The organism is Curtobacterium sp. BNK-1, assembly GCF_048685235.1.
Lineage (GTDB): Bacteria > Pseudomonadota > Gammaproteobacteria > Enterobacterales > Enterobacteriaceae > Pantoea > Pantoea agglomerans.
Map to the genome: position 1 here is coordinate 157,449 of NZ_JBLQTJ010000004.1, position 20,992 is coordinate 178,440.

Annotated in this window: 16 protein-coding genes; 9 read left to right on the forward strand and 7 right to left on the reverse strand. The window is 50.9% G+C overall.

All coding sequences use genetic code 11. From position 1 onward, the window contains the following. Positions 1-71 precede the first annotated feature (71 nt). A complete protein-coding gene (locus tag ACMGGP_RS21175; protein WP_010670608.1) occupies positions 72-842 on the reverse strand; it encodes a helix-turn-helix transcriptional regulator in 771 nt (256 codons plus the stop codon). A 103-nt stretch (positions 843-945) separates the two neighbouring features. On the opposite strand from ACMGGP_RS21175, the gene ACMGGP_RS21180 reads away from it, so the two are divergent. Beyond that, positions 946-2,025, forward strand: coding sequence for a zinc-binding dehydrogenase (locus ACMGGP_RS21180; RefSeq protein WP_029519261.1), 1,080 nt, complete (start codon positions 946-948; stop codon positions 2,023-2,025). A gap of 248 nt (positions 2,026-2,273) precedes the next feature. Here ACMGGP_RS21180 and ACMGGP_RS21185 read toward each other — a convergent pair whose 3' ends face one another. Continuing rightward, entirely contained in the window at positions 2,274-2,855 is a 582-nt protein-coding gene (locus tag ACMGGP_RS21185) for a TetR/AcrR family transcriptional regulator (protein ID WP_010246759.1), read from the reverse strand. 145 nt (positions 2,856-3,000) lie between these two features. Between ACMGGP_RS21185 and ACMGGP_RS21190 the strand changes: the two genes are divergently transcribed. Continuing rightward, positions 3,001-3,453, forward strand: a complete 453-nt coding sequence (locus ACMGGP_RS21190) for a nuclear transport factor 2 family protein (RefSeq protein ID WP_010670611.1) — start codon at positions 3,001-3,003, stop codon at positions 3,451-3,453. A gap of 208 nt (positions 3,454-3,661) precedes the next feature. On the opposite strand, the gene ACMGGP_RS21195 is transcribed toward ACMGGP_RS21190, so the two are convergent. Beyond that, positions 3,662-4,030 carry a winged helix-turn-helix transcriptional regulator gene (locus tag ACMGGP_RS21195; RefSeq protein WP_050679222.1) on the reverse strand — a complete coding sequence of 123 codons (369 nt, stop codon included), beginning with the start codon at positions 4,028-4,030 and terminating at the stop codon, positions 3,662-3,664. A gap of 100 nt (positions 4,031-4,130) precedes the next feature. On the opposite strand from ACMGGP_RS21195, the gene ACMGGP_RS21200 reads away from it, so the two are divergent. Further along, the gene (locus ACMGGP_RS21200) at positions 4,131-4,877 is read left to right on the forward strand and encodes an NADPH-dependent F420 reductase (RefSeq protein ID WP_341575695.1); all 747 of its coding nucleotides are present in this window, start codon (positions 4,131-4,133) and stop codon (positions 4,875-4,877) included. A 289-nt stretch (positions 4,878-5,166) separates the two neighbouring features. On the opposite strand, the gene eptA is transcribed toward ACMGGP_RS21200, so the two are convergent. Then, entirely contained in the window at positions 5,167-6,816 is a 1,650-nt protein-coding gene (gene eptA, locus ACMGGP_RS21205; RefSeq protein ID WP_167423248.1) for a phosphoethanolamine transferase EptA, read from the reverse strand. A gap of 516 nt (positions 6,817-7,332) precedes the next feature. Further along, positions 7,333-8,199: an SDR family oxidoreductase gene (locus tag ACMGGP_RS21210; RefSeq protein ID WP_498798858.1), complete on the reverse strand. Its 867-nt coding sequence runs from the start codon at positions 8,197-8,199 to the stop codon at positions 7,333-7,335. A 109-nt stretch (positions 8,200-8,308) separates the two neighbouring features. Here ACMGGP_RS21210 and ACMGGP_RS21215 point away from each other — a divergent pair, with 109 nt between their 5' ends. Continuing rightward, on the forward strand, positions 8,309-9,184 hold the full coding sequence (locus ACMGGP_RS21215; RefSeq protein ID WP_061902305.1) for a LysR family transcriptional regulator: 876 nt from the start codon (positions 8,309-8,311) through the stop codon (positions 9,182-9,184). Positions 9,185-9,250: 66 nt separating this feature from the next. Here the strand turns inward: ACMGGP_RS21215 and ACMGGP_RS21220 are convergent, their stop codons facing one another. Together ACMGGP_RS21220 and ACMGGP_RS21225 are read right to left on the reverse strand one after the other, a co-directional pair. Then, complete coding sequence (locus ACMGGP_RS21220) at positions 9,251-10,486, reverse strand: NAD(P)/FAD-dependent oxidoreductase (protein WP_498798859.1); 1,236 nt, start codon at positions 10,484-10,486, stop codon at positions 9,251-9,253. A 408-nt stretch (positions 10,487-10,894) separates the two neighbouring features. Continuing rightward, positions 10,895-11,503 (reverse strand): dTMP kinase, encoded by a 609-nt coding sequence (locus ACMGGP_RS21225; protein WP_498798860.1) that lies wholly within the window; start codon positions 11,501-11,503, stop codon positions 10,895-10,897. A gap of 437 nt (positions 11,504-11,940) precedes the next feature. Between ACMGGP_RS21225 and ACMGGP_RS21230 the strand changes: the two genes are divergently transcribed. From ACMGGP_RS21230 to ACMGGP_RS21250, 5 genes are all read left to right on the forward strand, one after another. Next, the gene (locus tag ACMGGP_RS21230; RefSeq protein ID WP_498798861.1) at positions 11,941-12,729 is read left to right on the forward strand and encodes an enhanced serine sensitivity protein SseB C-terminal domain-containing protein; all 789 of its coding nucleotides are present in this window, start codon (positions 11,941-11,943) and stop codon (positions 12,727-12,729) included. A gap of 553 nt (positions 12,730-13,282) precedes the next feature. Continuing rightward, positions 13,283-14,500, forward strand: coding sequence for a cupin domain-containing protein (locus tag ACMGGP_RS21235; RefSeq protein ID WP_033743902.1), 1,218 nt, complete (start codon positions 13,283-13,285; stop codon positions 14,498-14,500). A 606-nt stretch (positions 14,501-15,106) separates the two neighbouring features. Then, positions 15,107-19,231: a BapA prefix-like domain-containing protein gene (locus tag ACMGGP_RS21240; protein WP_346455000.1), complete on the forward strand. Its 4,125-nt coding sequence runs from the start codon at positions 15,107-15,109 to the stop codon at positions 19,229-19,231. A 349-nt stretch (positions 19,232-19,580) separates the two neighbouring features. Beyond that, positions 19,581-19,931, forward strand: a complete 351-nt coding sequence (locus ACMGGP_RS21245) for a cupin domain-containing protein (protein WP_250489331.1) — start codon at positions 19,581-19,583, stop codon at positions 19,929-19,931. 200 nt (positions 19,932-20,131) lie between these two features. Further along, positions 20,132-20,737 (forward strand): hypothetical protein, encoded by a 606-nt coding sequence (locus tag ACMGGP_RS21250; protein ID WP_124890465.1) that lies wholly within the window; start codon positions 20,132-20,134, stop codon positions 20,735-20,737. The last annotated feature ends 255 nt before the right edge of the window (positions 20,738-20,992 follow it).

Below are 20,992 nucleotides of genomic sequence, written 5' to 3' on the forward strand. Positions count from 1 at the left end.
AAACGGGTAGCAAGGGGATAGCGAACGCGGTCAGCTATCCCGCTATGAACCAGGTGGAGGAAGAAGAAATGTTAACCTTCAGGAACATATATCGACATCTTCAATGAGTGCGCATCATTCGACATAAAACTGGAATAACTAAAGGTTCTCCTCACACCATCCTTGCCTGTCAGGCACTTTACTCCGGAGACGGGCGCTGCGATGACATGCTGGTTCCACCATTCGCTGAATTCCTGGCACTCGTGCTCAAGTCGGGTAATGAGTGACTGAAAAGCGGGGTTGTGCGCATTTCGATCGTAGTCAGCATGAAACAGACCCAGCATTCTCTGGGCTTCCTGATGCCATGTCTCGCCGAACAGCGTCCGGGCCTCAGAGGTGGTCAGCATGAAAATCAGGATGTTCCTGTCTTCATCGGATAACAGGCTGAAATCTGTGATCAGGTCTGCTGCTGCGCTGTTCCAGACCAGCACGTCCCAGTGTGCGTTGGTAATGTAAGCGGGTTCTGCTAAGCCCTGAATCAGTTTTATCAATCCCTCAGTAATGACCGCGTCGTTGTCGGGAACGGATTTCCTGCGGGTCAGCGACTGCAGATGCAGTACTTCAACTTTATCAAGCTCAAGCGCCCGGCCAAGCGCACTGACAATGCGATCAGAGAGCGTCTCCACCCGTCCCTGTTCGATTTTCGTATACCATTCTGTGCTGACGCCAATCCTGGCCGCGACTTCTTCGCGTCTTAATCCCGGCGTGCGACGCCTTTCACTTGTTCGTAATCCCTTGTTATCAGGCTTGATGCGAGCGCGGCGGGAACGCAGGAAATGACTTAATTCACTTTTTGGCTGCATGGGTTAACCTGGTCGTGATTTATACCTGTATAAAACTAGTCTATTCTCGCCGCTGTTAAGGCCTTTTATAGTCACCTTCTCTACATAAGATGAGGGTGAAACTATGAAAGCAGCTGTGCTCGAAGCGTTCGGGAAACCACTCAGCATTCAGGATGTACCGCCACCGATCCTCGGAACAGGGGAGGTGATTGTGGATGTTTTTGCGGCACCGATTCTTTCTTACGCCAGAGAGGTATTCAGTGGCGAAAGAAAATATCTTTTACCCCCACCGGTTATTCCCGGCTGTGGGGCAATTGGTCGGGTACGTGAAACCGGCCCCGATGCGGCCTGGCTTAAACCCGGCGACTGGGTTTTTTGCGATCCGACAGTCCGATCGAGAGATAACGCTCAATCACCTGAAATCGTATTGCAGGGCTGGAGTGCACGAGGTGAGGGCGGGCAAAAAATCCAGCAGTATCATTTGAATGGCAGCTTCGCTGAACAGATTCGTGTTCCCACTGAAAACGCACTGCCAATCGGTAATATCGATCCTGCTGACGCCTCAGCCTGGTGTGCCATCAATACGTTGCTGGTGGCTTATGGCGGTTTGCTGGCCATGGAGCTTAAAGCCGGTGAGAACGTGCTGGTAAGTGGGGCCACCGGTAATTTCGGTAGTTCAGCGGTTCTGGCCGCTATCGCAATGGGTGCCAGTAAAGTCATTGCACCCGGACGCAACCCGCAGGTTTTACAGGATCTCAGGAAACGGTTTGGTTCGCGGATAGAAACCGTCACGCTGAGCGGCATGGCCGATAAAGATATCAGCGCGATGAAAAGCGCGGCGGGTGGGCCAATCGATGCCGTGCTCGACCTGCTCCCGCCTTCAGCTGAGGCATCGGCGGCGCGCAACGCCATTATGTCGGTAAGGCCTTATGGTCGTGCTGTGCTGATGGGAGGCGTTGGCATGCTGGGCGGCGATGATCTGGCACTCCCTTATCCGTGGATCATGCGTAATCTCATCACGATTAAAGGACAGTGGATGTATGAACATGAGGCTGTTTACACACTGGTGGGGCTTATCCGGGCAGGACTGCTGGATCTCAGCCATTACGCAGTAACGGAATTTGCACTGAGTGAGATTAATCATGCCATTATTCACGCAGCCGAAAATAGTGGCCCCTTTAAACTGACGGTAGTTCGTCCATAACTTTCTGTAATCAACAAAGGTCTCTGCGCCTGTTTCACGCATCAGGGCTTCATGTCGCCCGGAGACCACAGCAATAAACCGTGCGTCCCTACATCGGGCAATCTGCACCGCAAGATGTCCACCGCCGCCTCCCGCAGCGTTAATCAATACGGTTTCCCCTTTAATGCAACCGGCACGTGGGGAAAGATGCAAAAGATTGGGGGCATCATGGCCGGTTTTTCTGGATCAGCGACAAGGGTGTCCCGGGGTCATCGGGACCAGCCAGAAACGACATAATCCACCATCGGCTGGAGTTTCTCTCTCGTTACGCCAGCCTTGGCCTGAACAGCCATGCCCTGCGCTATAGTCATAAGGTATTTAGCTAACATTTCACAATCAGCGGATGAAGAAAGCTCGCCCTCGTGCTTTGCACGTTTGAGCCTCTCCAGCAAAGCCGTCTCCGAGCCAATGCGGCGAGTGATCAATTCCTGGCGAATGGTCTCAGCCCCCTCTGAACATGCCAGAGCGCCATTAATACCGAGACATCCCCGGCATTCACCACCGAGCGTGTGAGTATCCAGCATGCCATTAAGAATGAGTCGCACCGCATCATGAACGTTTGGTTCCTGGAGTGCTCCGGTCATAAAAGCCATATATCTGACTTCATATCTCTCCAGCGCTTTACGGAAAAGGCTCTCTTTGTTTCCAAAGGTGGCGTAAAGACTCGGACGCGCAACGCCCGTCGCACGTGTCAGGTCATCAAAGGAGGTGCCTTCGTAACCGTTTTTCCAGAACACCACCAGGGCTGCTTCTAAAGCGACCTCCGCGTCAAATTCCCTATGTCTTCCCATTTACCCTCCGATTCTATAACGGTCATTATAAAAAAATTGACGGGCTGCGTCCAACTCTGTAGTAATAATACTGTAACGACCAGTATTGAATTTTTTTTGCTGGCGCAGATGATAGCGTCTGGCCCGAAACAGAGAAGGGAAGAGCATGAACGAAGAGCAGCAAAACCAGCGCGTTGCCGTTGTTAAGGACTATTTTCGCAAACTTGACTCGGGCGATTCGTCAATGATGGATCTTCTGACAGACGACATTCAGATCTACTTTCCAAAGTTCGGTGTGGGATACGGAAAAGCTGAAGTGGCTCGCGCCGCTCAGGGAATGATGAGCACCCTGCAAAAGATCGAGCACGACTTCGAGCGGATGAATATTCTGGTTGCGGGCGATCATGTTGTCGTTGAAGGGTTTGAGAGTGGAATCAGCGCTAACGGAACGCCCTGGCCTGTAAAGGATCGCTCTGAAGGCCGTTACTGTAACGTTTTCCAGTTCGATGGGCTTAAAATTAAGCGGCTTCACATCTATACCGATCCCGATTTCAACAGCACGCATGAAGAGCGATTTTTGTGGCCAGCGGTCGGCATGACCCGTTCAGATGACATCTGATTGGTGAAGTGACATGCGTTCAGGATGGATCTCCATGCTGACGCAGCTGCTAACCTGTGCAATCACTATCGAGCTCTTTGCACTCTTGGCGCGGTTCCTGAAGCGTTTAAGCTCATACTCATGTTAAGTAAATCGACGTGCCTGAGAAGATATTTTAAGCGTTTTCTGCGCTCAGCCACATCGGTATAACTGGGTTGAAATGCGAGCTTCAGGCGCCATCAAGCCCCAGCGTTTCACGACGCAGGAAGGCCCAGTCAATCAGAGCAGTCATTGATGGCCCAAGCGCTTTTCCCAGATCGGTAAGTGAGTACTCAACACGCGGAGGGACTTCGGGATAAACCGTGCGAGTCACGATGCCATCCTGTTCCAGTTGCTTAAGCTGCTGGATCAGCATTTTTTGATTTACGCCCTCAATCCGGCGCTCCAGCTCGGAAAAGCGCAGCGGGCCTTTAGCGGCGAAAAGCTGACAGATAATAATTGTCTTCCATTTACCTTCAATAATCTTCAGCGCTTCGGTGGTAGCCTTAGCCCACACCAGTCGCTGCTCCGGAATATCACAACGCCAGTCTCTTTCCATACTTACCTTCAGGTTAGTAACCCACTATTTTGTCGGTTCTTGTTGTTTATTCAGTGAATATATAGGGTATCTCACTTCAACACAGAATCAGGAGCGAAATATGAAAATCGGCGTAATTGGCACAGGTAATATCGGTGGTACCCTGGCACGGAAGCTCAGTGAAGCGGGGCACAAGGTAAAAATCGCTAATTCACGCGGAGTTGATGGCGTGCGTGGTTTTGCGGGTGAAATTAATGCAGAACCCACAGACATCAGGGGAGCGGTTACAGACGTCGAAGCCGTGATTCTCTCCATTCCGCTGCCGGCACTTAGCAGCCTGCCTGATGGGCTTTTCGATCACCTTCCACCCCATGTCCCGGTGATCGACACCAGCAACTACTATCCTGGCCTGCGCGATGCACCGATTACTGCACTGGATAATGGGCAGACCGAAAGCGAATGGGTTCAGGAGCAAATCGGGCATCCTGTGGTTAAAGCTTTTAATAACATCCTTGCCGACTCGCTCGCCGATCTGGGCCAGTCGCAGGGAAGTCGGGGTCGTCTGGCAGTTGCCGTAGCGGGAGATCATCCTGATGCTGTGCAGACGGCCATGTCACTGGTTAACGACACCGGTTTTGTTCCTGTGTTCTCTGGGACTATCGCTGAATCATGGCGTCAGCAGCCCTGCACACCTTGTTACTGCTGTGACTGGGAAGCGCCCGTGATGCTGCGAGCTCTGGCGTTGGCCAGAAAGGGAGAAGGTCAGGCTCGGTTGCCACAGCTTTATGCCAGTTTCGCGACGCTGGGTGATGCACCCTCTCATCAGGATATTATCGAAAACAACCGTGCCATAAACTGGCCGGTTTGAATTGCGTGGGAAGGATAATCTGTCTGCATTGCAGATCTGGCTAAGGTGACTTAATAATTCACTGATTTCGTATTCTTTATCGGCACTGCCATAATCATGATGCCGTTGAGGCTCGCGTCGGGTTCGCTTTAATCAATATCAGATAGCCACACTGTGTCGTTCAGGTGAGAGAAATCTCTGAGCAAACCTGACTGTGATAATCGACGGCCAATGGTTTATCACCCGGCCCTTTTGATTTTGCAGATATCGTCCTGTCAGATTAAAGCCCCGTTCCGGGGCTTTATCACTCTCATTTTTGACCCGACTTATTTCTGCATGACGCCACTATATCGTCAGAACTGACATATTCCCGGGTCTGAACACCTGTAATGCCCAGCATGGTTGAGAAAAGGTTGTCCTGAGAATATTTTTGCGTGGTGGCTTGCTGGCTCAGGCACTTGTAGTCCACGGCATAACGCTGCTGGTAATCGGGCGAAAGCCAGATAAGCAGCGGCACGCGAGTCTGGGCTTCAGGCGCGATAGCATAGGGCAGGCCATGCAGATAGACACCTTTCTCTCCCAGCGACTCACCATGATCGGAAAGATAAACCAGACTGGTCGTAAACTCCTCCTGATGGGCTTTGAGTAATTCAATCGCTTTGTCGACGATATAGTCCGCATACAGGATGGTATTGTCATAAGTATTAATCAGCTGGGCCTGAGAACATTCCTGAATCTGTTTGGTTTCACAGGTGGGCGTGAATTTTCGGAACGCCGGGGGGTAACGATGGTTGTAGGTTGGCCCGTGGCTGCCAATAGTATGCAGAACGATAAGACCATTGCCCTGAAGCTGTTTGATATACTCCTCCAGACCATGGAAAAGCACCTCATCATAGCACTCGCCTTTAATACACATTCCCGGAAGATTCAGGGCTGTCATATCCTGATTAGGGACCCGATCGCAGGCCCCTTTGCATCCCGCATCGTTCTCATTCCATAAAACACTCAGCCCTGCACGCTGAATAATATCCAGTAGCCCCTCCTGATGACTGGCCAGGGCATCATCGTAGTGCTTGCGCGGCATGTTCGAAAACATGCAGGGAACGGAGACCGCCGTGGATGTGCCACAGGAGGAGACGTCAGGAAAATAGACGACGTCATCTTCCGCCAGCAGTGGATTGGTTGGCCGTGAATAACCTCCCAGAGAAAAATTGGCGGCGCGTGACGTTTCACCCACAACCAGAATCGTCAGGTTTTTTTTAGGGCCGTTCAGCATGTGGGGGAGTTGATGCGCATCTTCGCCTATTTTCACCAGGGGAAGATTCGCCCGCTCGCGGTGATTATAGTAAGAGAGCGAGGCGGCAATAAAATTAGACGGACTCAGGGATTTCACCAGCTCGTGATTATTACGAAACAGTGAGGCGTAATCCTTATAAAACAACATGGCTATCACGGCTATCAACACAACAGAAATCACCAGACTTAAAGCGCGCTCAAGCACTCCTTTCCACACCGGAACCGACTTTTTAAACGCGGGCCAGAAGGCAAGTACAGCCATAAAAATGCCGGTAAAAAATATTACCACTATCATCTTAGGCGTCAGCAGCGCCATGCTTTCTGCTGGCGTGGTATCCACCATGTTGGTGATCATTGAACGGTCAAGAATGATGCCATAGTGCTGAATAAAGTACTGAGCCGTGGCAGAGACAAAGATAAATAGTGCAATGGTTATCCTGTCCAGCCAGAGAAATGAGGCAATAGTCACCACAATATTGATGACGCTAAAAGCCACAAGGGGCATGGAGAACAAAAAAAGAATATTTTTAAGCTCATTTAGCGGTATAAGTGAATATGCCTGCCGGTAAAAGGCGAGATTGAGAAAAACCGAGATATAAATTGAGAATAATATAATAAACGTAACGCGGTGCATCACGGGCTGACTGATTGTGAATCGTGGCATAAAGGTATTCCGTAACCTTGAAAAAATTGAGCCAATACAGATTATTTCTGAATTGATTAGTGATAATTAATAAAATTCATGTGCTGTGAACCACAGGTAGAAGAAGCTAATGACTATGATCATAGAAATTACCACTGTAAAACATTCACTTGATGATGGTCTGAGCATGACAGGTGCCTGGGAAAGAAAGGGTTCATAATTGTGAATGTTAAGTAAAAATTAACCTTTTGCTACAGTTTGTGCGGTTAACTTTTCTATTATGTGGTCGGGTTCACACTTTTACGGTGAAGATGCTGAAAAGGATAAGATAGGGGCGTGAGATAATTGAGACGCCAGAGAGCAGCTGTCGCCGAAGATAAGAACAGGCACTCACAGAATAAATTGTGTCAGTACCTGTTGATACTGCTCAGTACAATCTATGAGCCGCTGAATTCCCCAACTGAAAGTGGTGCATCGTAATAGTTAGCATGCGCAGCATTGCTCTACAGGCTTGTCCTTAAGCCTGAGAGATCCAGATTACTCTCCGGCGAGTGCGGTAATAAAGTCACGATAGGTATGCAGTGGGCGGCCAAGCAGGGTGACCAGACGTTCCCGGTCGCCCTCTTGTGGAATCATCCCATCACTGACGTAACGTTCAGCCATCAGCCGCATTTCATACGCCATCCAGCGCGGCATAAACTCCGCCATATTGGCTTCGAATACATCCGGATTATCTCCTCCATAAATTACCGGACGGCCCAGAAGCTGTTGCCAGGCTGCTGCTGCCTCTTCTCCGTTGAGCGTATCCGGCCCCACGAGATTGAGCGTTTCGACCGGTAATTCTTCGCTGGCCTGGTCGCGCCTTATCAGTTCAATTGCCGCCACTTCAGCAATATCCCGTGTATCGACCATTGCCAGGCCAGTCATGCCGATCGGCATCGGGTAAACGCCGTGGTTGATGATCACATCTTTGATCATCACCTCATTATCGATGAAGTAGGTGGGGCGCAGAATAGTAGCGCTAAACCCCATCTCTTTCAGCATGCGCTCGACACCATATTTGACGGCAAAATGCGGCACGTTAACCGAAATGTCTGCGCCAAAAACCGACAGGTAGACGACACGCTTAATGCCGCACTCTCTGGCAATATTGAGCGTGATGATTGTCTGCGTATATTCATCTGCAGCGACCGCGTTCAGTAAAAAAAGCGTTTTGATGCCGCTGAAGGCGGCGCGCAGGGCGTCGATATCCAGCAGATCGCCTTTAACAACGTCGACATTGTCCGCAAAGCCCGCTTTTGCCGGATCGCGTGTCAGAACACGGAAATCAGCACCGCGGTGGATAAGCTGATCGACAAGGTGGCGGCCAACACGGCCAGTGGCGCCGGTAACAAGAATCGTCATGATGTTTATTCCATAATGTCTGGGTGGGTGTGAGCAAACAATAAGCCGATCCATTTCCCACGAATAGACGCTAATATTGAGACGAGTTGTTCCATAAATGAGACAGCCTGTGGATATTAACGCGCTAAAAGATTTTCATCTGATTGCCGCCTGGGGAGGGTTGGGTGCTGCCAGTCGCGCCAGCGGAAGGCCCAAAGCCACGCTATCACGCAGGCTGGCTGAACTTGAAGAGGCGGTTGGTGTGCGGCTGATTGAGCGGGGCGGCCAGCGACTGCGGGTCACCGATGCTGGCGAACGTTTGCTGGCACGCACCGCCGGGCCAATACAGGAGATTGATGAAGCCGCGCGATCAGCACGCGACGAGCGGACAAAGCCTGCGGGCACCCTGCGTATCGCCGCACCGCTGCTGTTTTCGCAACTGGCGCTTGGCGGCCTGCTGGCTGCGTTTCAGCGACGCTATCCTGACATCCTGATTGAAGCTATTTCAGAAGATCGCATGAGCGATCTGGTGGATGAGCAATTTGACGTTGCTATTCGTATTAATCCACAGAAAAACAGTTCGCTGGTCGGCCGGTGTTTTGCCCGTGATAAGCAGGTGCTGGTGGCGCTTCCCGCGCTTGTCATGCCAACAGGCGATCCGCATAACCCGCCGGAAATACCGGCAGTTGTGATGTCAACGTTTCAGCCTGGTGAGCTCTGGGCCGTACAGGACGGAGAGCGATGTTTTACGCCACAGCCTCTGATGCGTCTGTCATCCATTCTGACGCTCCGGGACGCCGTTCTGGCGGGTGCTGGTGCGGCGATGCTTCCGCAATCCCTCGTCAGCAAACAGCTGGAAGAGGGAGAGCTTGTCTGCTGGGGAGAGGAGGAAAATCTTACTGAGCTCTGGGTGCTGCACACTTCCCGCCATCTCCAGAGCATCAGGGTTAAGGTTTTCGTGGAATTTATCTGTGAACACTATCCTGCGGGCTGGTTCGTGACCTGAGCCGCAGGGTTCAGGGGATTAACGTCAAACAGCCTATGCCGCTTCCCGCCCATACCAAAAGGAGGATCAGACCTCTTTACGGCCCAGATAACGCTCTTTCATCAGTGACAGTTTTATGCCGATATCCAGCGCCGGCGATGGCGGCATAAAACTGGCCTTACCCAGCGACAGCATATCCGCAATATATGGGTTGTCCTGTTTCATCATGAAATCCGCCAGAAGACTGCCCGCCACGGTCTGTTTTGAAACACCTGCACCGTTACAGCCACTCGCCGTACAGATAAATTTGTTCAGCATGCCCCATTCAGGCGCGCTGTTTCGCGTAACGCTGATGGTGCCGGACCAGGTATGGGTTATCTTCACACTGCCCAGGGTCGGATAGACTTTATGAAATAAGCGCTGATGCAGCTGGGTTGCCTGCCAGGTCTGCGCGGCATTCACCTGACCGCTGAGTGCGGGTATTACGTGCTGGCGAATCAGGAAACGGCGGTCTGTGGTAAAACGGAAGGTTGCACCGGCAATCGCATTAACCGGCGTAAGCCCCCAGCTCTGCATAGGAGGCAGGGTGGCCAGTTGTTCATCCGTCAGCGGATCGGTAATGCTGGCGAAGGTCGCCATTGCAGCCTGCCGCGAAAGCCCGGGTCGCAACTCGGGCGATAATGCGTTGGTGGCCAGCATCACCTTTGGCGTTTTGATGATGCCAAACGGTGTCAGCACTTCAGCCATGCTGCCGTAGCGAATCCCCAGCACCGGCGTATTATCGAAGCGTTGAATATTTTCAGGTAAAGAGTGGTTTAGCCCGGCGATCAACTGCGCCGGATTAATCAGCACACAGCCAGGTGTATATATCCCTTTGCTGTAAAAGCGCGTACCAAGTTTTAAGTAAAGCTCTTCGCTGTCTGACATCTGCCATGGCTCATCCATTAAATCGAGCTGGCTGGCGTACTCTTTTAAAATACGATCACTGCCACGTTCAGCCTGGCAGTGATATTTACCGACCTGTTCCCAGTCGCACTGAAGATGATGCTGAGAAATAACCTGCTCCAGCTGACGAATGCCTTCCTGAAGCAGGTTACGGTAAGCGTTGGCCTTTTTTAATTCAGCGGTCGAACTGCCAATATTATGAGGCAGACCGATAACAAACCCGGAATTACGTGCCGATGCGCTTTCCCGTGTGCTGTGCGCGTCGACGATGATAATTTTCAGGTCGGGATTAATTTCAGCCAGGCGTCGCGCAAAGGCAACACCTGAAAACCCCGCGCCGACGATAACCCAGTCGGCAGTGATATCCTCTCGCAGCATGGGCTGCGGCGTAAAACAATGCTCACCCGCAGGCCAGCCCAGTTGATTGTGATTAAATGGTATCGATGCGTAGCGCAATTCCCTGTGCCTTATCTGAAAAATAAAGCAATTTTATAAGTTAAAGCGGGATATCTGTGCCAGCGGTAATCTGATTATTGTTGATTTCAGACAAGTAAAATTCAGGTGGATGATTTTTGAGTTAACAACCAAAGGTGACACGAATTTTCGAAGAAGAGATGATAACGCGACTGTTATGTGTTTTATTTGCTGGTGTCAAAGACCGAAACCAGTGATCTGCAAAGCGGTATTCATAAAGCGCGAGCAGGGGAGAGCGAAACGGAACAGGTCGCGCTGTTAACTGGCAATTTCGAGTAGGAATCAGCCCCTGAAACGGATAACTGTAGGGCATCAAAGCGTTTTATAGATTTCAGCAATGACCTGCATCGTTGCCTCTTCTATAGTTCCTTCATTGCGACATAAAAACCAGCCGTGGTTAGTCATCTCCTGCTCGAACGCTCTGGTGCAAGCGACATGCTCTTCCAGCCTGTGAATCACTGTACTCCCCAGCCCACGCGATCGTGCCGCGGCTCGTTCCCATGAAATCTCAGGTGCCGTGACCACCCCGACATGCAGATCTGGCGCTCGCACATTGAGCTTAATGTTTCGCTGCAAAATCTCTGCAAAGGGCACCATCCGCCGAAACGCGGCATCAGACGGATACCAGCGATCCATCAGGATAATGCAGTTCCCGGGCTGTTTAGTGAGTACATTCTGTGAAATCCAGGCACGGCTAACGGCAAAGCGTTCACAAATATCCTGTTCAAGATCAACGGAGGGATTTCTGGCGAGCCTGTTAACCAGTGCCATTGTTTCCACCCTGAAGGGATCGCTTTTTTGCTCGCTAAGTCGGATCACCTTCCTGTTATCTGCTCTTAGCACTTGCGTAATGGACTCCAGCAGAGTGGTTTTACCGGTTCCCTTGGGCCCATCCAGAGAAACAAAAAGCTGACGACTCATGCCTGGAATGAGAATTGAGGAAAGATTTTTGTGAATCGTGCATCCGGTAAAAACATCTTATTTTCCTGGTTTAATAGCTGAAGTTACATCGTTCTCTGTAGCAGTATGGCATGTCAGCGTGAGCATGATTTTAAACAAACACTGATAAACACGCTGGTAACGGTTCTGACTCACGAGTTTATAGAACAGGATGTTAGTCAGATAAGCTTAATAGTTGAGGCCTGTGCGGTGTAGTTTAAGGGAAGCGTCTGGAAAACGGAAAAGATCGTGCCTGTTCTGCCATTTACCCATTCAAACGCATGTCCTTAATCGCAATAACGAGCCCTCAAAGGCAATCCCCCGGTACGTGCAGGAATCTGGCGAGTAGAAATTATCTATATTATGCTCATAAGCCCTTGTTAAATTGATCCTAATCCAATCCTGCCTAAGGTGGTTAAATGTCTGACGAAAGGGAAATCAAACTGGAGACTGCTTTAAAACTGGCGGCCGATCATCCAGCAGAACGACCTGAGTTTTACCGGGTACTGTTAGATTCATCTCTTTACGTCCTGGGTAGTTCCGGAGGGGCAACGGGTGATGGTGAGGTCGAACTAAAGGCGGGTGAGAATATCTCGATTCAGCACTGGGAAAAACCGGATGGAACGCCTGTCATTCCGGTATTCAGCTCGCTTGCCACCCTGCAGCGCGCCATCAGCCAGGAAAGTAAATACATGAAGTTGCCTGCCAGAGCCTTTTTTGAAATGACGCGGGGAGAGGGTGTGTTTCTTAATCCCAGGTCGGATTACGGAAAGGAGTTTGTGCCGGAAGAAATAGAAGCCATGCTGGCGGAAGGAACGGGTCGCCTGCCGCAGACAAGGGTGGTTGAGGAAGAAACACAGGTATTAGTGGGAGTACCTGCCGTTGTTCCGGACAGGCTTCTGAAAGAGTTATCAGCCTGGTTTGCAAAATGTCCCGGGGTCAGCCGTGCATTCCTGGTTTTAATGCACGACCCGTCAGTCGATGATAAACCGCATTATCTGGTGGGGGTGGAAATGAGCGGTGATGTGCAAGAGGTGATGCGTGATGCGGGTCTTGTCGCAGCGGATACCTCTCCGGATGGGCAGGCGGTGGATCTGATGCGCCTTGGCCAGAACGACAAAGGTCTGGACTCACATATCAGGTCGCAGTTTACGCCATTCTATGTGCGGAGCATGAAGCAAAAACTAAAGGGCATGTTTGGACGCTGAACGGCTTCTGAATGTTGTCTTGTAACCAGCGTAGTAAATCGGGGGTGACTTTGATCTCCGGTTTCAACAGTGCCAGTGATAGTGACTGAAATAGGTGATCCAGGGCGGATTTATCTATGTCCGCTATGAGTGAGGAGTGGACTTTATGCTTCGGGCTTAATCAGGCGTAACAGAGCGGCCCTGCACATGCGCCTCGTCTATCTGAGTACGTGCGTGAAAGCTCACGCATCAAAGGCTCAGGCCTCGTTAAACCCCTCAATTCGTAAAAATTCTTATCAGCAGTTACCGATCACCGGGTAAATGAAAATCAAAAAGACCCACATTAATTGACGATTAGTGCGCTTAAGCACAGGATAATCCCTTTATAACTATACGTTGATTAAACAACATTAATCTTTCTTAATACATTCAATTATCTTTACTATTTGCGTGAAAACTGCACTCTTTCCACAGTGTTACAAAGTTGTTTTTCCCTCCGCATTCACCCCGCTTATAACTTTATGGCGGTAACAAAAATAATACCGTTTATAAAAGATTCTTAAGAGGGATGAATATGAAAACACTGACAAGAAGACATTTTATGGCTTTTGCTGCAGGAGGAACGGTCGCGCTTGCGGCGGGTCAGGCCATGGCACATGACAACGGCGTAAAGACGTTTCCGGCAGGGAGCGGAGGACGAGATCCCGGGCCACATGATCCTATTCGTGAGGCTGAAAGTCCGGACATCGTAAATCCGCCCGTTACCGACAGCGGAACGCTGCCAAACCTTCACTTTTCTTTCAGTGATGCGCACGTACGCAAGGGAAGCGGTGGCTGGACGCGTCAGGTGACGCAGCGGGAGCTGGGCATATCTACGACGATTGCGGGTGTGGACATGCGCCTCAATGCCGGAGGTATTCGCGAACTGCACTGGCATAAAGAGGGGGAGTGGGCTTACATGACTTATGGCAACGCGCGGATTACCGCTTTTGACGCCAGCGGAGGATGGTTTGTTGATGATATCGCTGCAGGTGACCTATGGTATTTTCCGCCCGGTATTCCCCATTCGATTCAGGGTCTCGGTCCCGACGGCTGTGAATTTTTACTGGCTTTTGACGACGGAAATTTTGATGAGGATAGCACTTTTCTGCTGTCAGACTGGTTAAGGCATATTCCCCCGGAAATTCTCGCCAAAAACTTCAGGGTTCCGGTATCTTCATTTTCTCACCTGCCTTCACCTGATGATGAGTACATTTTTGCCGGCAACGTTCCGGGCAGCCTGGAATCAGACAGTATAAAAGGCGGGGTGAAGTCGAAAATCCGCTTTACCCACAAAATGCTGGCTCAGGATCCGGTACGCGCGCCGGGAGGAACCGTCAGGATCACGGATTCATCCAATTTTCCGGTTTCAAAAACGATTGCTGCCGCACTGGTGGAAATTGAGCCAGGCGGACTGCGCGAGCTGCACTGGCATCCTAACAATGATGAATGGCAGTATTACCTTGAAGGAGAGGGACGGATGGGGGTCTTTGCATCATCCGGTCAGGCAAGGACTTTTGACTACCGCGCCGGCGATGTGGGATATGTTCCTTTTGCTATGGGACACTACATCGAAAACACCGGTAAGGGACCACTGCGTTTTCTTGAGCTTTTTAAAAGTGATTACTATGCCGATATTTCGCTTAACCAGTGGCTCGCCAGTACACCAGCTGAACTTGTCCGGCAACACCTGCACCTGGATGAAGAGTTTATGAACATGCTTTCACTCAAAAAGAACCCGGTGGTGAAGTAACCGGCTCAGTCGTTACCTGATTAATAAGGATTGACGCTGACCTATTCCTGTTTAAATTAAAGTGTCCGCTTTTAGCATAAAGCGGACACTTATATCGGTAATGCAATATCTCACCTGCCACTTAAAATGGTGCAATAGCATCAGCATTGCTCTTACAGGGATGGGGAAGTCGTTACTAAACTGAGACAGCAGGGCAGTTAAATCATCAGGAAGCATCTGCTATTAACAGGGGACATTTCCAGATTTTACCTGGTAGCCAGACATGAAAACGAAGTTTAGCTTATGTCTATCCAGCATCAACTATTCACTTTTCCTGACGATACGTCGTTGAAGTCAGTAAAGGTTAATTGAGCCGATGCCCGGACTCTTGCAAAGAATGGTACTTTTTATTTTGCCAGCAGAAATAATCTGTTTTCAAAAACGAATATTTAATCTGGCTCTGGTTATGCCCTTTATTGTTGCTACGAATTGCGTTTAATGCGTTGAGTGCCGGCTCTGCCTCAGCACCTTTATTGGCGCTGGCCGTTGCGTGCCTGAAATAAGTAAAGCGTCGCTTTATTTCCAACGGCATTGCCTACTTAATAACTGGTATATAAGGAGATTTCCATGGCATTTTCAGGAACGGGCCGCGCCACGGTCATATCGCTGAAAAGCGGTCACCCATTGTCTCAGTCCACTGAAGGAAAATCACAATCTATTCTGAGCGAACCCGCTCTTATCACGCTGCAAAGCTCACCTTCTCAGATTTCTTCTTTTCAGAAACAGGGTGACGATCTCATTCTTAACCTGCACGAGAGCGATACGCTTCGCTATCAGAATTTCTTTACTGAGGTTGCAGGCCAGCAGAGTAAAATGCTTTTCCAGCAGGGAAGTTTATTTCAGGAGGCACAGTTCAGCACAGACGTTTCCGGCGATGCTCAGACTGTCACCACGCTGACACCTGTCTGGCAATCTCCAGCTTCTGCAACATCTCCAATGCCATTCCCTGCCAGTCCAGAGTCAGATCCCGCGTTATCAGTGGTAGAGTCTTCCCAAAGCCAGATTCTGATCCCGTCAGGCACGCCGTTAAACGGAGCAGCTGTCGCCCTGAGGGCGACGACCAGTGAAGCCGATTCAACCTTAACGCTTACGCCCCAGGTTGAGTCAGCAACAGCTTCAGATGCCCCCGCCACCTCCGACGCTATGAAGGCCAGCCCCATTCCATTACCGGCGCTGACTCTTGATCCGGTTACCGGCGACAATGCGGTCAGTTACCAGGAGGGGATATACGGGATTATCTTCACCGGCTCCGCCGCCCATCTCCCCTCCGGCACGCCGGTTGAACTGACCCTTGACGGCAGAACCTGGCAGGGCAGCGTCTACCAGGATCAGTGGCAGGTTCAGCTCTCTGACAGCGACGTGAAAACTATCAAGGATGGCAACTATACCATTCAGGTCAGTGCAACGGATCTGAATGGAAACAGTACCAGCCTCAGCCAGAATCTGCTGCTGATTACCCACTACAACAGCAGCAACCCAAAAGTCACCGTTAACGACATCACACTGGCGGATGCGGTCCAGCATGACGGTCAGACCTGGTACGTTATCAGCGGCACGCTTGAAGCGCCGCTGCCGCTTAAGACTTTTGCGGTGCAGGTTTCTGATACCTTCCACTGGAATTATGCCGTGGTAGAGGCAGATGGCAGCTGGCGCGCGGAAATCAGCGCGTCGGAGCTTTCCCAGGGCGGCAACTTCCTGTCGTTTGGCGTGCTGGATGGCGCCGGAAACTGGTTTGAGCAGAGTGGCAATGTCACAGCCGACCTTATTACGCCCGTTGAAGGCGGCAATGGGGTTCCGCCGGTTATCGATGACAATCCAACGGATGGTGGCAATACGCCACCCGCCGATGGTGGCACGCCGATTCCGCCTGTCAGCACGCCCCCTTCTTTAACCATTAACAGTTTTACTGGTGACGGCGTGTTAAGCGCTGAGGAGAAGCTCTCCCCACAGACGTTCAGCGGCACCACAGCGAACCTCGCCGCAGAGAGCACGCTGACCATAATGCTGAACGGTCAGACCTATACCACAACGCTGGCCGCTGACGGCAGCTGGAGTGTTACCCTGCCGTCTGCCGATCTGCAGGTGCTGCCGGTAGGGTCTAACCACATCAGCGTAACCTTTGAAAACAGCGTTGGCGGTACGACCACCGCAAACAAAGTCATTACCGTAGAGGCGTCAGCACCGCCATCAGACGCTATCCCGCCACAGCCGACTATAGACACGCCGTTTGTCGACGGGTTTATGAACGCACATGAACGCTTCGAGCCTGTTACGCTGAGCGGCTCCACTGGTGTGACCGGGGCGGGCCAGAAGATCGATCTGACCGTAGATGGTGTTCACTATGCGGGCGCTGTGGACAGTCTGGGCAACTGGCTTGTCTCACTCTCCACCGGGCAGCTGATGGAAGCAGATTTAGCCGAGGGGAGTCATTCCGTTACGCTAACCGCCACCGATCGCTGGGGCCAGTCCGGTATTACGGAGACGACGTTTATTACCGATACGCAGGATCCTCTTGTCACGATTAATACACTGGCAGGGGACGGGGTGATCGATAGTCATGAAATCAGCAGCCCGCTGGTGATCTCTGGCAGAGGCGAAGCCGGCAGCACGATTGAAGTTAATTTTGGGGCCTCCCACTGGAGCGGCATCGTCGATCAAAATGGCCAGTGGCAGTTCTCAGTTCCCGCGGAAACGCTGCAGGGAATGGAGGAAGGGAGCTACCGTGCTATTGCTGAAACAACCGACGAAGCGGGAAACAAAGGTTATGCCTCAGCAGGCGTGCAAATCTTCGCTACTGAGGCGTTGCCGCAGCTGACCCTTGATCCGATCACCGGCGACAATGCGGTCAGTTACCAGGAGGGGATATACGGCATTATCTTCACCGGCACTGCCGCCCATCTTCCCTCCGGCACGCCGGTTGAACTGACCCTTGACGGCAGAACCTGGCAGGGCAGTGTCTATCAGAATCAGTGGCAGGTTCAGCTCTCTGACAGCGACGTGAAAACTATCAAGGATGGCAACTATACCATTCAGGTCAGTGCAACGGATCTGAATGGAAACAGTACCAGCCTCAGCCAGAATCTGCTGCTGATTACCCACTACAACAGCAGCAACCCGAAAGTCACCGTTAACGACATCACGCTGGCGGATGCGGTCCAGCATGACGGTCAGACCTGGTACGTTATCAGCGGCACGCTTGAAGCGCCGCTGCCGCTTAAGACTTTTGCGGTGCAGGTTTCTGATACCTTCCACTGGAATTATGCCGTGGTAGAGGCAGATGGCAGCTGGAGCGCGGAAATCAGCGCGTCGGAGCTTTCCCAGGGCGGCAACTTCCTGTCGTTTGGCGTGCTGGATGGCGCCGGAAACTGGTTTGAACAGAGTGGTTACGTCACAGCGGATCTGACTTCTCCGGTCAGTGATAACAGCGGCGATCCGTTGCCACCGGTCACCCCCGATAATCCCACCGATGGAAGCAATACTACGCCAGTGGTCGATATTCCAGGTCAGCCTGCACCTGAAATTGATACGCCATTTGGTGACGGCTGGCTGAACCGTGCGGAGAAAAAAGAGGGCTCGATGCTGACCGGCACAACGGGCGTCACCGGCAGCGGGCAGACGGTATCGGTGATTATTGGTGGTAAACATCACAATGCGGCAGTAAGCGACGACGGTCACTGGAGCCTGCCACTGGCGCCGGGGACGATGAAAACAGGTTTCGGCAAGGGGCAGCATGACATTGTCGTGACTGCTAGCGACGCGGCTGGCCATACGGCTACGATAACGACCAGCTATCAGGTGGATGTCTGCGCACCCAAAATCGCTTTTACTCACCTCACAGAGGGGCAGCAAATCAACCTTGCCTCCAGCCATGATCAGCATGTATCAGGTACGGGTGAAGCCGGTGATATTGTTACTGTCAGGCTTGGCGACCACGAGTGGCAAACCAGTGTGACCAGCAAAGGCACGTGGGCCGTGCAGCTTGAAACGCTGGACGCACTCACGCCTGAACCGGGAGAGCACAGGATAACCGCAACTATTCGTGATGCTGCCGGAAACGTTAACCTCGTTTCGCAAAACGTCGAGCTTTATATGGCCGAGCCGCAGCCGAAGCTGAGTATTGCAACCGCAGCGCAGGACAACCTGATCAATGCCACAACTGTGATCAGCAGCAACACAGAAGATGGCAGCAATTCGGAAAGCCATAGTGCTATCACACTGGAGCACGCGTCTCTTCATCCTGATATGGCTGACAATCTCCATCTCTCTGGAACAGTAAACAGTGAAACGCTCTCGCTTTTATATTCAAATCTGCACACCAGCCTGAACGGTGCTGCCGATGACGATTCGTTTCAGCTGAATGGTGCGCATGAGGCGTTTGATTTTGCCACGCTTGGGCTGAGATCAGGCAACGCTGAGGTCATTAATCTGGGCGCTTTCAGCAGTAATAGCGTCAATCTGGGGCAAAAAGAGCCGTTGCCAATGAACGACAATGCGAGTGAGGCGCCGACGATAAAAGACGCGGACGGCAATGTGGTTACGCTAAGTAACATTGAAGGCGGCGTCTGGAGCGAGGATGGGCAGCGTATTAGTAACGGTCAGCAGTACGACCTGTATCACAATGCCTCTGCCAGCCATGAAGGTTCGCTGGCTGATATCCTGATGCAACATAATCTTCACTTAAAACTGGCTTAAATCAGATGGCCGGGGCGGATTTTCTTCCCTGGCCATTTTCCGCAATTAAGATTGCCAGTGAAGCGCATACGAGTGCCCAGCGTAGCTATTCTCTAATGGCGTGCGAACCTACGCTGCCGGTATAGGGAAGACTGACGTCAGGCTAATTTCCGCTATGAGCGAAAAGCGGACATTATAGGCAGATAAAATTCTGCTTTCCCAATACATTGATAACTACCAGATATATTGAACGATGCAGTTCAGATCTTTAGGTAAATAATCAAAAGCATAACCTGTTGAGAATCGATACTACATCTCGGTATCACTTTCTTAAGATGTTGATAGATGGGCGCGTGTAAACAGGAGAAGGATGATGATTTCAAAGGAAAATGCAGAGCATTATTTCTGGGGCGACAATTGCGATGGTTGGTATCTGGTAAACCGTCAGGATATGCTGGTTATTCATGAGAAAATGCCTGCCGGCACTTCTGAAAAGCGACACTTTCACTCCGTTTCCAGACAATTTTTCTTTGTTCTCGATGGTGTTCTTTCAATGGAACTGGAGGGTAAGATGCATAATATTAAAGCCCTGCAGGGGCTAGAAATTCCACCGGGGTCAAAACATCAAGCCAGAAACGACACTGAGTTTCCTGTAGAGTTTATTGTAATTTCGCACCCAACGACGCGAGGAGATCGTTCTGACCTTCCTTCATCCTGCTGACGAATTATGAACACCGCAATGGCTTGTCTTAAGGTAAGGACTGCGCGCCAGGTGTTAACTTAACTGAGTATTTGCAACGCCTGCTTCAGGCACAAACCTGACCTGCGTTTCGGTAGGTCCGCTATGAGCGAAAAGCGGAACATTAAAAATAATGACATTGCTCAGACCCCATTTCCGCAGCTGACTAAAGTGAAAATAAAATGAACAAAAGCAGTCTTAAAGCGTTTTCCCTGTTACGTGTTCTGACGTTGACGTGTGTGCCCATGTTTTTACTGGGTTGCGCCAGTGCACTTTGCCCTTTTGGCACCACTGAAGGCACGGTACCGGACTTTAAAAATAGTTACTGGAGATCCACAGATAAAAAACCGGCTAAGACTAATGAACAAGTCCTGGAGGAATGCACCCATGCTGCCGATGCTGAGGAGCAACGGCTTTCGCAGATCTATCTGCAGATGTGTAAAACCGGACGTTTAACCGCAGAAAATCAACAATTTGCACAGAAATTACTCGGCAATCCACTCTATTCTGGCCTGGAACCAGTAAAAGCCGTCCCCCAGCATCAATCAGATGATTCAGTTGAAGCTCAGCTGAAATGGTCGATGTCTTATAGCGATAATCCTCAGGAGTTCAAAGAAAATTGTGGCTCTTACATTGAAAATAACGCAGCGGAACGGTCCAGCACCATGCTGGGTTTACAGGCGGGCCGTTACAAAGAGCAGGTTTTTAAACAGTGCATGGCAGAAAACCATATGGCGCTCATTGTTCCAAAAACTGAATTCAGTCAGTGCAAGTCGATAGGGTGGTAAGCAACCACAGGCCTGACCTCTATACCAGGCAAAATATAATGTGTCCGCTAAAACTCATCATCTATTTATGTCTGTAAACCGGGTTCATTAGCCGTGCCCAGCACACCGGGGTTTTTAAACCTGCGCCACCAGACAAGGAAGCATGGGAAGATGAGAAAATGATTACACTGAAGATTTACGCTCCGTACCCCAAAGAAACAGTGTTATGTGGGCAGATATAAAATTAAATGCGGGCTATGCTGCAGAATGCATGAT

Coding starts and splice junctions, on each gene's coding strand:
- ACMGGP_RS21225 (WP_498798860.1), bottom strand. CDS start 11,503: ATGAGTCGTCAGCTTTTTGTTTCTCTGGATGGGCCCAAGGGAACCGGT.
- ACMGGP_RS21235 (WP_033743902.1), top strand. CDS start 13,283: ATGAAAACACTGACAAGAAGACATTTTATGGCTTTTGCTGCAGGAGGA.
- ACMGGP_RS21210 (WP_498798858.1), bottom strand. CDS start 8,199: ATGACGATTCTTGTTACCGGCGCCACTGGCCGTGTTGGCCGCCACCTT.
- ACMGGP_RS21195 (WP_050679222.1), bottom strand. CDS start 4,030: ATGGAAAGAGACTGGCGTTGTGATATTCCGGAGCAGCGACTGGTGTGG.
- ACMGGP_RS21200 (WP_341575695.1), top strand. CDS start 4,131: ATGAAAATCGGCGTAATTGGCACAGGTAATATCGGTGGTACCCTGGCA.
- ACMGGP_RS21245 (WP_250489331.1), top strand. CDS start 19,581: ATGATGATTTCAAAGGAAAATGCAGAGCATTATTTCTGGGGCGACAAT.
- ACMGGP_RS21250 (WP_124890465.1), top strand. CDS start 20,132: ATGAACAAAAGCAGTCTTAAAGCGTTTTCCCTGTTACGTGTTCTGACG.
- eptA (WP_167423248.1), bottom strand. CDS start 6,816: ATGCCACGATTCACAATCAGTCAGCCCGTGATGCACCGCGTTACGTTT.
- ACMGGP_RS21180 (WP_029519261.1), top strand. CDS start 946: ATGAAAGCAGCTGTGCTCGAAGCGTTCGGGAAACCACTCAGCATTCAG.
- ACMGGP_RS21190 (WP_010670611.1), top strand. CDS start 3,001: ATGAACGAAGAGCAGCAAAACCAGCGCGTTGCCGTTGTTAAGGACTAT.
- ACMGGP_RS21185 (WP_010246759.1), bottom strand. CDS start 2,855: ATGGGAAGACATAGGGAATTTGACGCGGAGGTCGCTTTAGAAGCAGCC.
- ACMGGP_RS21240 (WP_346455000.1), top strand. CDS start 15,107: ATGGCATTTTCAGGAACGGGCCGCGCCACGGTCATATCGCTGAAAAGC.
- ACMGGP_RS21175 (WP_010670608.1), bottom strand. CDS start 842: ATGCAGCCAAAAAGTGAATTAAGTCATTTCCTGCGTTCCCGCCGCGCT.
- ACMGGP_RS21220 (WP_498798859.1), bottom strand. CDS start 10,486: ATGCTGCGAGAGGATATCACTGCCGACTGGGTTATCGTCGGCGCGGGG.
- ACMGGP_RS21230 (WP_498798861.1), top strand. CDS start 11,941: ATGTCTGACGAAAGGGAAATCAAACTGGAGACTGCTTTAAAACTGGCG.